General features: G+C 42.5%; 7 protein-coding genes, 2 tRNA genes and 3 rRNA genes. 11 read left to right on the top strand and 1 reads right to left on the bottom strand.

Translation table 11 applies throughout. The annotated features are described in order from the left end of the window. Window positions 1-521 precede the first annotated feature (521 nt). The 7 genes from O1449_RS00800 to cysK all read left to right on the top strand — a co-directional run bounded on the left by O1449_RS00800 (window position 522) and on the right by cysK (window position 7,657). A 16S ribosomal RNA gene (locus tag O1449_RS00800) occupies window positions 522-2,059 on the top strand. Between the two features lie 59 nt (window positions 2,060-2,118). Next, window positions 2,119-2,195: transfer RNA gene (locus O1449_RS00805), tRNA-Ile, on the top strand. Window positions 2,196-2,231: 36 nt separating this feature from the next. Further along, window positions 2,232-2,307, top strand: a tRNA-Ala gene (locus O1449_RS00810). A gap of 367 nt (window positions 2,308-2,674) precedes the next feature. Next, window positions 2,675-5,565 (top strand): 23S ribosomal RNA (locus O1449_RS00815). 174 nt (window positions 5,566-5,739) lie between these two features. After that, window positions 5,740-5,854 (top strand): 5S ribosomal RNA (rrf, locus tag O1449_RS00820). The 16S, 23S and 5S rRNA genes sit together here with 2 tRNA genes alongside, the layout of an rRNA operon. Window positions 5,855-5,948: 94 nt before the next feature. Further along, window positions 5,949-6,533 carry a hypothetical protein gene (locus tag O1449_RS00825; protein WP_269238890.1) on the top strand — a complete coding sequence of 195 codons (585 nt, stop codon included), beginning with the start codon at window positions 5,949-5,951 and terminating at the stop codon, window positions 6,531-6,533. Window positions 6,534-6,655: 122 nt separating this feature from the next. After that, window positions 6,656-7,657: a cysteine synthase A gene (gene cysK / locus O1449_RS00830; RefSeq protein WP_269238891.1), complete on the top strand. Its 1,002-nt coding sequence runs from the start codon at window positions 6,656-6,658 to the stop codon at window positions 7,655-7,657. 61 nt (window positions 7,658-7,718) lie between these two features. Here the strand turns inward: cysK and O1449_RS00835 are convergent, their stop codons facing one another. After that, entirely contained in the window at window positions 7,719-8,198 is a 480-nt protein-coding gene (locus tag O1449_RS00835) for a lytic transglycosylase domain-containing protein (protein WP_269239648.1), read from the bottom strand. Between the two features lie 559 nt (window positions 8,199-8,757). On the opposite strand from O1449_RS00835, the gene O1449_RS00840 reads away from it, so the two are divergent. The 4 genes from O1449_RS00840 to O1449_RS00855 all read left to right on the top strand — a co-directional run bounded on the left by O1449_RS00840 (window position 8,758) and on the right by O1449_RS00855 (window position 14,453). Then, the gene (locus tag O1449_RS00840) at window positions 8,758-10,008 is read left to right on the top strand and encodes an esterase-like activity of phytase family protein (RefSeq protein WP_269238892.1); all 1,251 of its coding nucleotides are present in this window, start codon (window positions 8,758-8,760) and stop codon (window positions 10,006-10,008) included. Window positions 10,009-10,086: 78 nt separating this feature from the next. Beyond that, the gene (locus O1449_RS00845; protein WP_269238893.1) at window positions 10,087-11,289 is read left to right on the top strand and encodes an MFS transporter; all 1,203 of its coding nucleotides are present in this window, start codon (window positions 10,087-10,089) and stop codon (window positions 11,287-11,289) included. A gap of 106 nt (window positions 11,290-11,395) precedes the next feature. Then, window positions 11,396-11,905, top strand: coding sequence for a hypothetical protein (locus O1449_RS00850; protein WP_087545085.1), 510 nt, complete (start codon window positions 11,396-11,398; stop codon window positions 11,903-11,905). A gap of 166 nt (window positions 11,906-12,071) precedes the next feature. Then, entirely contained in the window at window positions 12,072-14,453 is a 2,382-nt protein-coding gene (locus O1449_RS00855) for a YgiQ family radical SAM protein (protein ID WP_250753850.1), read from the top strand. The last annotated feature ends 121 nt before the right edge of the window (window positions 14,454-14,574 follow it).

A 14,574-nucleotide genomic window follows, 5' to 3' on the forward strand; every position in this document is an offset into this window, starting at 1 on the left:
GATTTTTAATAAAATATTTAAATTTCAGTTAGTTAGTTTATTTAAATTCACTTTTAAGATAATTAATAAATTTTAAATTATATAAATCAGTGAATTAGGTAAGTTAAAGTTTAAAAAAAAAACAACCGAATCATTTAATTTTTAAAAGGTGTTGCGTTGGTAGTGAAATGCTGTAGAATGCACATCCATCGGCGGTGATGCAGATAAAAACTTGTTGAGAAACAAGGATTTGGCTAGAAAGGTTAGATTCTTGGGTTGATTGGTAGGTTTAAAAAATATCGAAATTACCTGTTGACTTTAGTTTAGATTAGAGTAACATAGCCGACCTAGCTTGATGATGACGAATCATCGAGAAGATCATTAAGAGAATAGAAGAACAACTTGTGTGGATTTTTACTGGTTGATCGATCGAAAATATTTCATTGATTGAATGGTAGAAATTTCTCGAAGTTTATTTGAGCGAATTTTTAGTCAGAAAATTGATGAGCCAAGATTTGTAGCCATAAGCTACTAATGATTTTAAACTGAAGAGTTTGATCATGGCTCAGATTGAACGCTGGCGGCAGGCTTAACACATGCAAGTCGAGCGGAGATGAGGTGCTTGCACCTTATCTTAGCGGCGGACGGGTGAGTAATGCTTAGGAATCTGCCATTTAGTGGGGGACAACATTCCGAAAGGAATGCTAATACCGCATACGTCCTACGGGAGAAAGCAGGGGATCTTCGGACCTTGCGCTAAATGATGAGCCTAAGTCGGATTAGCTAGTTGGTGGGGTAAAGGCCTACCAAGGCGACGATCTGTAGCGGGTCTGAGAGGATGATCCGCCACACTGGGACTGAGACACGGCCCAGACTCCTACGGGAGGCAGCAGTGGGGAATATTGGACAATGGGCGGAAGCCTGATCCAGCCATGCCGCGTGTGTGAAGAAGGCCTTTTGGTTGTAAAGCACTTTAAGCGAGGAGGAGGCTACTAGTATTAATACTACTGGATAGTGGACGTTACTCGCAGAATAAGCACCGGCTAACTCTGTGCCAGCAGCCGCGGTAATACAGAGGGTGCGAGCGTTAATCGGATTTACTGGGCGTAAAGCGTGCGTAGGCGGCTGATTAAGTCGGATGTGAAATCCCTGAGCTTAACTTAGGAATTGCATTCGATACTGGTCAGCTAGAGTATGGGAGAGGATGGTAGAATTCCAGGTGTAGCGGTGAAATGCGTAGAGATCTGGAGGAATACCGATGGCGAAGGCAGCCATCTGGCCTAATACTGACGCTGAGGTACGAAAGCATGGGGAGCAAACAGGATTAGATACCCTGGTAGTCCATGCCGTAAACGATGTCTACTAGCCGTTGGGGCCTTTGAGGCTTTAGTGGCGCAGCTAACGCGATAAGTAGACCGCCTGGGGAGTACGGTCGCAAGACTAAAACTCAAATGAATTGACGGGGGCCCGCACAAGCGGTGGAGCATGTGGTTTAATTCGATGCAACGCGAAGAACCTTACCTGGCCTTGACATACTAGAAACTTTCCAGAGATGGATTGGTGCCTTAGGGAATCTAGATACAGGTGCTGCATGGCTGTCGTCAGCTCGTGTCGTGAGATGTTGGGTTAAGTCCCGCAACGAGCGCAACCCTTTTCCTTATTTGCCAGCGAGTAATGTCGGGAACTTTAAGGATACTGCCAGTGACAAACTGGAGGAAGGCGGGGACGACGTCAAGTCATCATGGCCCTTACGGCCAGGGCTACACACGTGCTACAATGGTCGGTACAAAGGGTTGCTACCTAGCGATAGGATGCTAATCTCAAAAAGCCGATCGTAGTCCGGATTGGAGTCTGCAACTCGACTCCATGAAGTCGGAATCGCTAGTAATCGCGGATCAGAATGCCGCGGTGAATACGTTCCCGGGCCTTGTACACACCGCCCGTCACACCATGGGAGTTTGTTGCACCAGAAGTAGGTAGTCTAACCGCAAGGAGGACGCTTACCACGGTGTGGCCGATGACTGGGGTGAAGTCGTAACAAGGTAGCCGTAGGGGAACCTGCGGCTGGATCACCTCCTTAACGAAAGATTGACGATCGGTAAGAATCCACAACAAGTTGTTCTTCGAAGATGTATCTGAGGGTCTGTAGCTCAGTTGGTTAGAGCACACGCTTGATAAGCGTGGGGTCACAAGTTCAAGTCTTGTCAGACCCACCAAATCTGAAAGATATATCGTTCATTAAGTGATAAGCTGGGGACTTAGCTTAGTTGGTAGAGCGCCTGCTTTGCACGCAGGAGGTCAGGAGTTCGACTCTCCTAGTCTCCACCATGTACTTTACAGAGTACAAGCTAAGAAGATTATAGAGTTTAGTGAATACAGTCTAATTTGACTGGTTTATTAATCTCTGTGATTTATCACAGTTTACTGCAAGCTGACGAGGCTGTAGTTAATCATTAACAGATTAGAATTTGAGTCTGAAATAAATTGTTCAAACTCGATTAAATAGGAAGATAACAAGTAATTGTTAAATTAATATTTAATCTGAGAACTAGCAAAAACACTGAATCAAGCGTTTTGGTATATGAATTTAGATTGAAGCTGTATGGTGATTAAGTTCACAGACAACGAATAGTAGCAATTAAGTTTGCAACGCTAACACTGACTTGTATGTGTTAACGACTGTTTGGGGTTGTATAGTCAAGTAATTAAGTGCATGTGGTGGATGCCTTGGCAGTCAGAGGCGATGAAAGACGTAATAGCCTGCGATAAGCTCCGGGGAGGCGGCAAATATCCTTTGATCCGGAGATTTCTGAATGGGGGAACCCACCCGCTATAAGGCGGGTATCATAAGCTGAATACATAGGCTTATGAAGCGAACGAGGGGAAGTGAAACATCTCAGTACCCTTAGGAAAAGAAATCAATTGAGATTCCCTTAGTAGCGGCGAGCGAACGGGGAGCAGCCCATTAAGTTGTGTGTGTTCTAGTGGAACGCTCTGGGAAGTGCGAACGTAGAGGGTGATATTCCCGTACACGAAAGGGCACACACAATGATGACGAGTAGGGCGAGGCACGTGAAACCTTGTCTGAATATGGGGGGACCATCCTCCAAGGCTAAATACTCCTGACTGACCGATAGTGAACCAGTACCGTGAGGGAAAGGCGAAAAGAACCCCTGTGAGGGGAGTGAAATAGATCCTGAAACCGCATGCATACAAGCAGTGGGAGCCGACTTGTTCGGTGACTGCGTACCTTTTGTATAATGGGTCAGCGACTTATATTCAGTAGCGAGGTTAACCGTATAGGGGAGCCGTAGAGAAATCGAGTCTTAATAGGGCGTTTAGTTGCTGGGTATAGACCCGAAACCAGGCGATCTATCCATGAGCAGGTTGAAGGTTGGGTAACACTAACTGGAGGACCGAACCCACTGTCGTTGAAAAGCCAGGGGATGACTTGTGGATAGGGGTGAAAGGCTAATCAAGCCTGGTGATAGCTGGTTCTCCCCGAAAGCTATTTAGGTAGCGCCTCGGACGAATACCATTGGGGGTAGAGCACTGTTTCGGCTAGGGGGTCATCCCGACTTACCAAACCGATGCAAACTCCGAATACCAATGAGTACTATCCGGGAGACAGACTGCGGGTGCTAACGTCCGTAGTCAAGAGGAAAACAATCCAGACCGCCAGCTAAGGCCCCAAAATCATAGTTAAGTGGGAAACGATGTGGGAAGGCATAGACAGCTAGGAGGTTGGCTTAGAAGCAGCCACCCTTTAAAGAAAGCGTAATAGCTCACTAGTCGAGTCGGCCTGCGCGGAAGATGTAACGGGGCTAAAACTATGTGCCGAAGCTGCGGATTTGACAATAGTCAAGTGGTAGGGGAGCGTTCTGTAAGCCGATGAAGGTGTATTGAGAAGTATGCTGGAGGTATCAGAAGTGCGAATGCTGACGTGAGTAACGACAAAACGGGTGAAAAACCCGTTCGCTGAAAGACCAAGGGTTCCAGTCCAACGTTAATCGGGGCTGGGTGAGTCGACCCCTAAGGCGAGGCCGAGAGGCGTAGTCGATGGGAAATTGGTTAATATTCCAATACTTCTGTGTAATGCGATGAGAGGACGGAGAAGGTTAAGTCAGCCTGGCGTTGGTTGTCCAGGTGGAAGGTTGTAGGCATGTATCTTAGGCAAATCCGGGGTACTCTATGCTGAGAACTGATAGCAAGCTGTACTTGTACAGTGAAGTGGCTGATACCATGCTTCCAGGAAAAGTCTCTAAGCTTCAGTTACACAGGAATCGTACCCGAAACCGACACAGGTGGTCAGGTCGAGTAGACCAAAGCGCTTGAGAGAACTCTGCTGAAGGAACTAGGCAAAATGGTACCGTAACTTCGGGAGAAGGTACGCTGCTGACGGTGATGGGACTTGCTCCCTGAGCTATTGGCAGCCACAGAAACCAGGCCGCTGCAACTGTTTATTAAAAACATAGCACTCTGCAAACACGAAAGTGGACGTATAGGGTGTGATGCCTGCCCGGTGCTGGAAGGTTAATTGATGGGGTTAGCGTAAGCGAAGCTCTTGATCGAAGCCCCAGTAAACGGCGGCCGTAACTATAACGGTCCTAAGGTAGCGAAATTCCTTGTCGGGTAAGTTCCGACCTGCACGAATGGCATAATGATGGCGGCGCTGTCTCCAGCAGAGGCTCAGTGAAATCGAAATCGCTGTGAAGATGCAGTGTACCCGCGGCTAGACGGAAAGACCCCGTGAACCTTTACTGCAGCTTGACATTGAACTTTGACCTTACTTGTGTAGGATAGGTGGGAGGCTTTGAAGTTGGAACGCTAGTTCCAATGGAGCCGTCCTTGAAATACCACCCTGGTAATGTTGAGGTTCTAACTCTGCCCCGTAATCCGGGGCGAGGACCATGTCTGGTGGGTAGTTTGACTGGGGCGGTCTCCTCCTAAAGAGTAACGGAGGAGTACGAAGGTGCGCTCAGCGTGGTCGGAAATCACGCGTAGAGTATAAAGGCAAAAGCGCGCTTAACTGCGAGACCCACAAGTCGAGCAGGTACGAAAGTAGGTCTTAGTGATCCGGTGGTTCTGTATGGAAGGGCCATCGCTCAACGGATAAAAGGTACTCTGGGGATAACAGGCTGATACCGCCCAAGAGTTCATATCGACGGCGGTGTTTGGCACCTCGATGTCGGCTCATCTCATCCTGGGGCTGAAGCAGGTCCCAAGGGTATGGCTGTTCGCCATTTAAAGAGGTACGCGAGCTGGGTTTAGAACGTCGTGAGACAGTTCGGTCCCTATCTACCGTGGGCGCTGGAAATTTGAGAGGATCTGCTCCTAGTACGAGAGGACCAGAGTGGACGAACCTCTGGTGTACCGGTTGTGACGCCAGTCGCATCGCCGGGTAGCTATGTTCGGAAGGGATAACCGCTGAAAGCATCTAAGCGGGAAGCCTACCTCAAGATAAGATTTCCCTAGGAATTTATTCCTCTAAAGAGCCGTTCGAGACTAGGACGTTGATAGGTTGGGTGTGGAAGCACGGTGACGTGTGAAGCTGACCAATACTAATTGCTCGTGAGGCTTGACTATACAACACCCAAACAGTTGTTGTATTCAAGATAAATTCAATACATAACTTGATTTAGTGTGAAAACTAGTTAAAATGCTGAACACAAAGTTAGACTCAATATCTAATCCGTTAATAACTCATTTGGAAAAAGCCTTGGCATAGATAAGACCAAAGCAAGTATCCATAAACAGTTTGCTGGCGACAATAGCAAGAGTGAACCACCTGATCCCTTCCCGAACTCAGAAGTGAAACCTCTTAGCGCTGATGGTAGTGTGGCGTTTGCCATGTGAGAGTAAGTCATCGCCAGCTTTTAAATTATAAACACCCCTAACCTAACGGTTAGGGGTGTTTTTTATGTTACATTTATTTTAATTATATGATTGTTGTTGATTAAGAAGATGTTATGGATGGAATCTCATTAGAAAAAATTAAATCAAATTTTAAACAAGTAGAAAATATACTATCTAATTCTACCCGTGTACACATTGATCGAGTTGAATATAGGACTTTCGATGAAGGGATGTGTGATGCTGTCTATTTTATTTGTAAAAAATCACAAGGTTTAAATCCATTAGAAGCATTTATAACACTGGTTATTCATGAACTTCATTTTTATGAAGAATGGGATATTCTTGAAACAACTACAACAGATTTAAAAAATATTTTTGATATTTGGTTATTACCTATATTAGAGAAAGCTAATTTTAAAAAACTAACTGAACTGGAAGTACAAGAACAAACACAATGGATAGTGTATTCTATCCAAAAATTAATAAAGAAAAATCAGAATGCGAAAAATCTAAAATACTCTGATCGTTGGGGAATTTATCATAACGATGTGGAGGTTACTCCAGTTGAAAGTTTTACTTTACCTATTTCTTCAGATATAAAATTAGCATTAGGATTAACAGCAGATTGGAATGAGGTAGAGATATTTTATGAAACTTCCGATGAGTATGTGTTTTTCTCATGGTTTACGGGTGCATAATCGGCGAAGAAAACTATAAATATGGGAAAAACTTTTCATAAATCTTAACGTTTTCTACTTTCCTCCTTGGCTGACAAGCCTATAATGCTTAAGAAGCATTCCAAATCTAATAAGGAAATAACATGTCGACCGATCAACAATTTCCAACGCCTGCCAACCTTGGTATCGCAGTTTATGCAAACAATGCAGAAGCGATAGGCAATACACCTTTAGTTCGTATCAATCGTTTGATTAAATCAGATGCTACAGTATTGGCAAAAGTGGAAAGCCGTAATCCTGCATTTTCAGTAAAATGCCGTATTGGTGCAGCGTTGATTGCGGATGCGGAAAAACGTGGTGTACTTAAAACAGGTATGCATATTGTGGAACCGACTAGCGGTAATACAGGGATTGCTTTAGCATTTGTTGCAGCAGCAAAAGGTTATCCTATTACTTTAACTATGCCAGCAAGTATGAGCTTAGAGCGTAGAAAAGTACTGAAAGCTTTAGGCGCAAATCTTGTTCTGACCGAGCCAGCAAAAGGTATGAAAGGTGCAGTTGATGAGGCTGTCCGTTTAGCGACTGAAAATCCAGAGATTTATTTCCTACCACAACAATTTGAGAATCCAGCCAATCCTCAAATTCATGTCGATACGACTGGTCCTGAAATCTGGCAGGCAACCAATGGTCAAGTGGACATTCTTGTGGCGGGTGTCGGTACAGGTGGTACGATTACGGGTATTTCACGCTATTTTGAGCAAGTCCAGAATAAACCTCTTTATTCAGTTGCGGTTGAACCAGCAGAATCTCCAATTATCACTCAAACTAAAAATGGTGAAAGCATCACACCTGCACCGCATAAAATTCAGGGGATTGGTGCGAATTTTATTCCTAAAAACTTAGACCTAGACTTGGTCGATGAAGTGTTGCCAGTGAATAGTGCGGATGCGATTGAGTGGGCAAGAAAATGTGCAACGCAAGAAGGAATTTTAGTGGGTATTTCAAGCGGTGCAGCATTGGCGGCGGCAGCAAAAATTGCTGAACGTCCTGAAAATGCAGGCAAAACGATTGTTGTAATTTTACCTGATAGCGGTGAACGTTATTTGTCTTCAGTGTTATTTGAAGGTTTGTTTGACGAAGCGTAATTTCATTATTCAGCCAATAAAAACCATGCCTAAGAGCATGGTTTTTTATTTACTCTTTATTTTATAGGGCTTTTTTTAAGATTTTTTCATGACGTTTTACTGAACGAGCATACTTTTTACCTTTATGGCGTGTCCAAAAACTCCGTTCATAACCTGATGGCCCAACATTATAATACGCTACGGCTTTTGACCAACTGCCAGCTGATTTATAATAGGTCGATAGGATATATGCACCGCAATTAATATTAGTATTTTCATCATAAAGATTGCCAGGACAAGACTGGCGCCAATGAGTCGAAACTATTTGAGTTAAACCGATCGCACCTGTAGGGGAGCGTGCTGAACTATTATAATTTGATTCTTGGCGAATGAGCGCAGCGAGTAAAGTTGGTGATACGTCATAACGCTCTGCGTTTTGCACGATCATTGGGGATAAGCGATTTGCTGTATTTGGAGAAACAGAATAGGCATTTTGTATTCCTGATGACAATTGATTAGAGCGATTGGCAAATGATCCACTTAAACTACTGCAAGCTGTCATATTGATTGCAATCACGATCAAACTTATTTGAAGAATCAGCCTTTTTAATTTTTTTATAGATCGTTGTTGATCAGTGTGAATGGAGATGAGTTGCAAAATAATGAACCGTTAGCGTTAAGTTAAATGGATGGTATTAACAGCACATAGATGAGTCAATAACAGTTATTTTATGATATGTGAATATGATAATTGATTAATAAAAAAGCCCCGACATCCTGTCGAGGCTTTCTCATATTTGGTTTCTTGCCGTTAACTCCTGTCAACGACCACATCCTGTGTTTCTTGTTGTTCTGAATGAGACATCCTGTCTCTCTATGATTTATATATTAGACATTTAAGGTATTGCTGTATATTCGTCAATCACCGCAAGCGGTGTACGTTTTTGCGTACAAAATTTTATTACATGGAGAGGTGACTTCTACTCGCTACTTTGTAGTGATGTGATATATCACGGTTTTGGGTTGTCATCTTTTCGCCATAAATACTTCATTTTATTGCAGTAAAAACGTCATCAAGGCTTGTTTAAATTTATTCTAATTTTTACCAAACGTATAAAATTATGAACAAGACAATTTTAGTGATGCTTTTCTGTTGTACCGCTTTGGGTCTGACCGCTTGTAATGATGATAATCAAGAGCAAACTACATCGACAGACACCGTGACAGAACCAACACTTATTTCTTTTGCCAAACTTCCTGTAGCAACCTATGCGGCAGGACCTGATTCTGGTAAAGCAGTGAGTGGTGCGAATGGCATCTATCCACCTTTTAAAGGACAACCTGTGCAAGGCTTCTCTGCCGCTTTAAAAAATGATGATGGCAGCTATATGGCGATGGCGGATAATGGTTTTGGTACACAAGATAACTCGGCTGATTTCTTACTTCGGATTTATAAATTAAAACCTGACTTTAAAACCAAAGCGAAAGGTACAGGACAGGTCACTGTACAAAGCTTTATTCAGTTACGCGATCCAAATAAGTTAATTCCTTTTGAGATTATCAATGGTAATACCTCGGAACGTTTATTGACGGGAGCGGATTTTGATCCTGAATCGATGCAACGCGCGGCAGATGGAACGTATTGGATTGGGGATGAGTTTGGTCCGTATCTGTTACATTTCTCAGCAGAGGGAATATTGTTAGATGCACCTATTCCGCTCCCAAATCCATTGAATTCAACACAAGAATTGCGTTCACCACAAAACCAGTTCAATAAAGCCAAGATCAATTATGTTGAACCTTTAGTCCAACGAAGTGGTGGTTTTGAAGGTATGGCGATTTCACCTGATGGTAAATATTTATATCCATTGCTTGAAAAACCCTTGGTGAATGATTCGACGGGGAAATTGTTGATTTCTCAGTTCGATCTCCAGAAAAAAGCCTATACGGGACTGTACTATTGGTTTGTGCTTGATAGTAAAGCGACCAATATTGGAGATTTTCAACTTTTTAATGACAAAGAAGGCATCATCATTGAACGTGATGCAAGTCAAAATAATTTAGGCGGTTATAAGAAGTTGATTCGTGTGAAATTTAACGAACCGAAACAAGCGGTTGCACGTGAAGATCTCGTCGATTTAATCAAAATATCTAATCCTAATGCTCTTTTTGGTACAGTACGAGAAGGAGATATTGGTACAGGTTCTGTATTTGCTTTCCCATTTGAAACCATTGAAGATGTGATTATTGAAAATGGTACAACGTTGACTGTATTGAATGACAATAACTTCCCTGGATCATCAGGACGTAATTCGAAGCAAGCTGATGATAATGAAATCATTCAGATTCGTTTGCCGAAAGCGTTATTTTAAGTTGACGGTAAAAATAGCCGAAATGATCATTCCGCATTTTGGCTGAAAGCGTATACTGATCAGGCATAAGGAGTCCGAATGTCTGAGTCAGTGCTACGCCCAACCCATATTGAATATGGTTCGAAATCGTTTACTGCGATTTTATGGTCTTTGTTCTTTGCTGGTTTTGCATCCTTTTCATCGTTGTATTGTGTACAACCGATGATGCCAATTTTTGCAAAATTCTTTCAGGTCACGCCGACGCATAGTAGTTTTCCATTATCTTTTTCAACCGTTGCTTTGGCGATAGGACTGCTGTTTACAGGCTTTATTTCTGATCGCTTTGGGCGTAAATCAATTATGGTTTGTGCCTTATTCCTCGTTTCGATTTTATTGTTAATCAGTGCCTCATTTCCAGTTTGGGAAATTTTTCTTAGCACCCGTATTTTTATTGGTTTAGCCGTGAGTGGTGTGGCTGCTGTTGCAATGACTTATATCGGCGAAGAAATTGCGCAGAAAGATATCGGTTTTGCGATGGGATTGTATATCTCTGGCACAGCGATTGGCGGCATGGGTGGACGTTTAATTGCAGGGGTATTGGTTGACTTTATTTCTTGGCAATCTGCAACCTATATCATTGGTTTTCTAAATTTTATTATTGCCTGTTTATTTTATTTATTGTTGCCCAAATCAGAGCATTTCAAACCATATCCGTTCCGATTTTCCCGTTTTAAAGCAGCGTTTGAGCAAAATTTAAAAGACTCGAAACTACGAATTTTATTTGCCCAAGGCTTTATTTTAATGGGCTGTCTAGTCACAGTTTTTAACTATATTAGTTATCACTTATTAGAAGCGCCATTTCATTTATCACAAACTTGGATTGGTTTGATTTCGATTGCTTATCTTGCTGGAATTTATAGTTCACCGAAAGCTGCGCAATGGGGGTATCAACATGGTCGAGCAAAAGTGCTGCCTTTTTTATTATTTAGCATGATGGTTGGCCTGTTCATTACGCTTATTCCTTCGCTTTGGGCAATTTTACTGGGATTGACGATTTTCACTTTTTCATTTTTTGCGGCACATTCAACTGCAAGTAGTTGGGTCTCAGTGCAAGCTGTGCAATATCGGGCAGTTGCTTCTTCGCTGTATTTATTTTGCTATTACATCGGCTCAAGTTTGCTTGGGAGTAGTGGTGGTTTGGTCTGGGAGCATTTTGGATGGATTGGAATTAATTTGAGTGTCGGAGTGGTCTTAGTGATTGGTTTTGCGCTCGCGATACACTTAATGAAAAAACGAAACTAAAACGACAAATAAAGTCGCATAAACTTGATAAAAGTCCTGAAAATTTAGTAATTTAAATAAGCACCTATTTGGGTGTAGAGATAATATTAAAATTGGGGGAGATAAGATGGAATTACATAGTCGAGTTTATTATAAACATCCTGACTCAACAATCATGGGACAATTAGAGGTCCTATTTACGACACATCATGGAGATGAAGAAAAGTTCATTCAGACAGCTTTACTCATTAATCCGCAAGCGGATGAGATTACTCAAGAGCTAGTTGATTTGATTGATTCGATTGAACATGATCTTGCGCCAGAAACATTACACTATATTGATGGGTTTGCTGTACTCGATTTTACCCATGGCTCAAATGGTGATGAAAACATTGAAAATATTTTATTATTTTTAAAAGGATTATTACCTGATATTCATGCTCAAGCTTGGGGCTGTGGTGATGATGATCCATGGGAGTTTTGGTTCAAATTTGATGGCGATGAGCTTATCCGTGAAGATGATGAACCATTGAATGATCCTGATGAAGATGAAGAAATTAAAGCTTCTATTTATACATGGTGGCATCAAGATTTACCTTCTGGAATTAAAGAAGGCTTCTTGAACGAAGAAGAGTAATTATCAACATCTTATGATGCTATTTCCTCCATAAGTTACAAATACTTTTGGGGAAATGCTTCTGTTTGTTTTTTAACCTATAAAAATGAATTGAATTCATGTTAAAATGATCGGCTTTCATCTTTGATGCTATCCCAGCATTTCAGCTAGCCGAGATTCGCAAGCCATGTCTACTGCCTATACCATGCAGACCGCGCCCAAAGCGTTGTTTGATTACGACAAATATTGGGCGTCGTGTTTTGAACCCGCACCATTTTTGCCGATGTCACGAGAAGAGATGGATCAACTCGGCTGGGATGCGTGTGACTTTATTTTGGTCTGTGGTGATGCCTATATTGACCATCCGTCTTTTGTTTCGGGTGTAATTGGGCGTGTACTTGAGGCACAAGGTTTCCGTGTCGGGATCATTGCACAGCCAGACTGGACCAATGCAGAGAGCTTTCGTGTTCTAGGCAAGCCAACCATTGCATGGGGTGTGACTGCAGGGAACATGGATTCAATGATCAACCGTTATACGGCAGATCGTAAAATTCGTTCCGATGATGCCTATTCGCCAAACAATGAAGCAAATAAGCGCCCAGACCGTGCAGCAACAGTTTACTGTCAGCGTTGCCGTGAAGCTTTTCCTGACGTTCCGGTCTTACTCGGTGGTATTGAAGGCAGCTTGCGCCGTATTGCACATTATGATTATTGGTCTGACAAAGTTCGCCGCTCTATTTTGATGGACTCAAAAGCTGATCTATTGATGTATGGTAATGGCGAGCGTGCGATTATCGATGTGATGCATCGTTTAGCCAAAGGTGAGAAAATCCACGAGATTACTGATGTTCGTGGTACAGCATTTATTATTAATAAGCATAATAAAGCATCTAAAGCGAAATTCGTTGAAATTGCCAGTAATGACGTGGATACCATTGGACGTGTTGATCCAATTATTAATCCTTATGTTATGACTGAAGATATTGATGGCTGTGAAGTTGAAAAAGAAAAAGGTAACTCATTAGCGCAGTATCAAAACTTCCAAAAAGAAATCGTTGCCAATCCAATCGTGCGTGAAGGCGACCAACTCGATCCAGATACACAGATTGTGCAGTTAAAGCCTGCACCATCAAAAGCGATTAAACATAAATTACCTCCACGTGAATTGGCCGTGATTCGTTTACCTTCTTTTGAAGCAGTGGCCGACGATCATGTGTTGTATGCCCATGCCAACCGTATCTTGCATCTTGAAACCAATCCGGGCAATGCACGTGCCTTGGTTCAGCGTCATGGTGAGCGGGACGTCTGGATCAACCCACCACCAATTCCTCTGACCACTGAGGAAATGGACTATGTGTTTGATTTACCCTATGCACGTTTACCGCATCCTTCTTATGGAAATGCACGTTTCCCAGCCTTTGATATGATCAAATTCTCGGTCAATATCATGCGTGGTTGTTTTGGTGGATGTACCTTCTGTTCAATTACTGAACATGAGGGTCGTATTATTCAAAACCGTTCTGAAGATTCGATTTTGCGTGAAATCGAAAAAATTCGTGATACGGCACCTCAATTTACAGGCATTATTTCGGACTTAGGTGGCCCAACTGCAAACATGTATCGTTTGCACTGTAATGATCCTGAGATTGAAAAGAACTGTCGTAAGCCATCTTGTGTCTATCCAGGTGTTTGTCAAAACCTACACACCGATCATGCGCCTCTTGTTCAGCTTTATCGTAAAGCGCGTGAAATCAAAGGGGTGAAGAAGATTTTGATTGGTTCTGGTCTACGTTATGACCTTGCGGTATTGAACCCTGAATATGTGAAAGAACTGGTACAGCATCATGTCGGTGGCTATTTAAAAATTGCACCTGAACATACCGAACAAGGTCCATTGTCGAAGATGATGAAACCGGGAATTGGTACGTATGATCGTTTTAAACAAATGTTTGAGCGTTTCAGTAAGGAAGCAGGGAAGGAACAATATTTAATTCCTTACTTTATTGCGGCGCATCCAGGTACGACCGACTATGACATGATGAACTTGGCGATTTGGTTGAAAAAGAATGGTTTCCGTGCCGATCAGGTACAAACCTTCTACCCATCACCAATGGCAACCGCAACGACAATGTACTATACAGGTAAGAATCCACTCTCTAAAGTGGCACGTTATACTGAAAATGTTGATATCGTGAAAGGTGAAAAGCGCCGTCGTCTGCATAAAGCATTCTTGCGTTACCATGATCCAAATAACTGGCCTTTGTTACGTGAAGCACTGAAAGAGATGGGGCGTTCTGATTTAATTGGTAATTCGAAGCAGCATCTGATCCCAACCTATCAGCCACAAGGTACAGCTGAAGGTGAATATAAATCGGCACGTAAAAAGAACTCAACTGTTGCAGGTGATTCAGCGAAACGTGGTCAAGCGCAATCTCAGCCACAATCAGGTCAGAAACGTCCACAAAAAGGGCAGATTTTAACGCAACATACAGGTTTACCGCCACGTGAAACAGGTGACAAAAAACCATTCTCAGGAAAAGCAAAACCTAAAGTGAAACCAAAGCGTTAAATGGATAAACAGAAGGCATCAATCATGATGCCTTCTTTTTTATACATAAATGGTAGGGGAGTCACAATCTGGTTATAAAAGTACAATTTATCGAAACATATACTGACAATATCCGCTTGAA

Origin of the sequence: Acinetobacter sp. TR3 (genome assembly GCF_027105055.1) — a bacterium.
Lineage (GTDB): Bacteria > Pseudomonadota > Gammaproteobacteria > Pseudomonadales > Moraxellaceae > Acinetobacter.

What these genes read in the sequence shown, in the direction of transcription:
- O1449_RS00825 (WP_269238890.1), top strand. Translation starts at nt 5,949, where the DNA reads ATGGATGGAATCTCATTAGAAAAAATTAAATCAAATTTTAAACAAGTA.
- cysK (WP_269238891.1), top strand. Translation starts at nt 6,656, where the DNA reads ATGTCGACCGATCAACAATTTCCAACGCCTGCCAACCTTGGTATCGCA.
- O1449_RS00835 (WP_269239648.1), bottom strand. Translation starts at nt 8,198, where the DNA reads ATGACAGCTTGCAGTAGTTTAAGTGGATCATTTGCCAATCGCTCTAAT.
- O1449_RS00840 (WP_269238892.1), top strand. Translation starts at nt 8,758, where the DNA reads ATGAACAAGACAATTTTAGTGATGCTTTTCTGTTGTACCGCTTTGGGT.
- O1449_RS00845 (WP_269238893.1), top strand. Translation starts at nt 10,087, where the DNA reads ATGTCTGAGTCAGTGCTACGCCCAACCCATATTGAATATGGTTCGAAA.
- O1449_RS00850 (WP_087545085.1), top strand. Translation starts at nt 11,396, where the DNA reads ATGGAATTACATAGTCGAGTTTATTATAAACATCCTGACTCAACAATC.
- O1449_RS00855 (WP_250753850.1), top strand. Translation starts at nt 12,072, where the DNA reads ATGTCTACTGCCTATACCATGCAGACCGCGCCCAAAGCGTTGTTTGAT.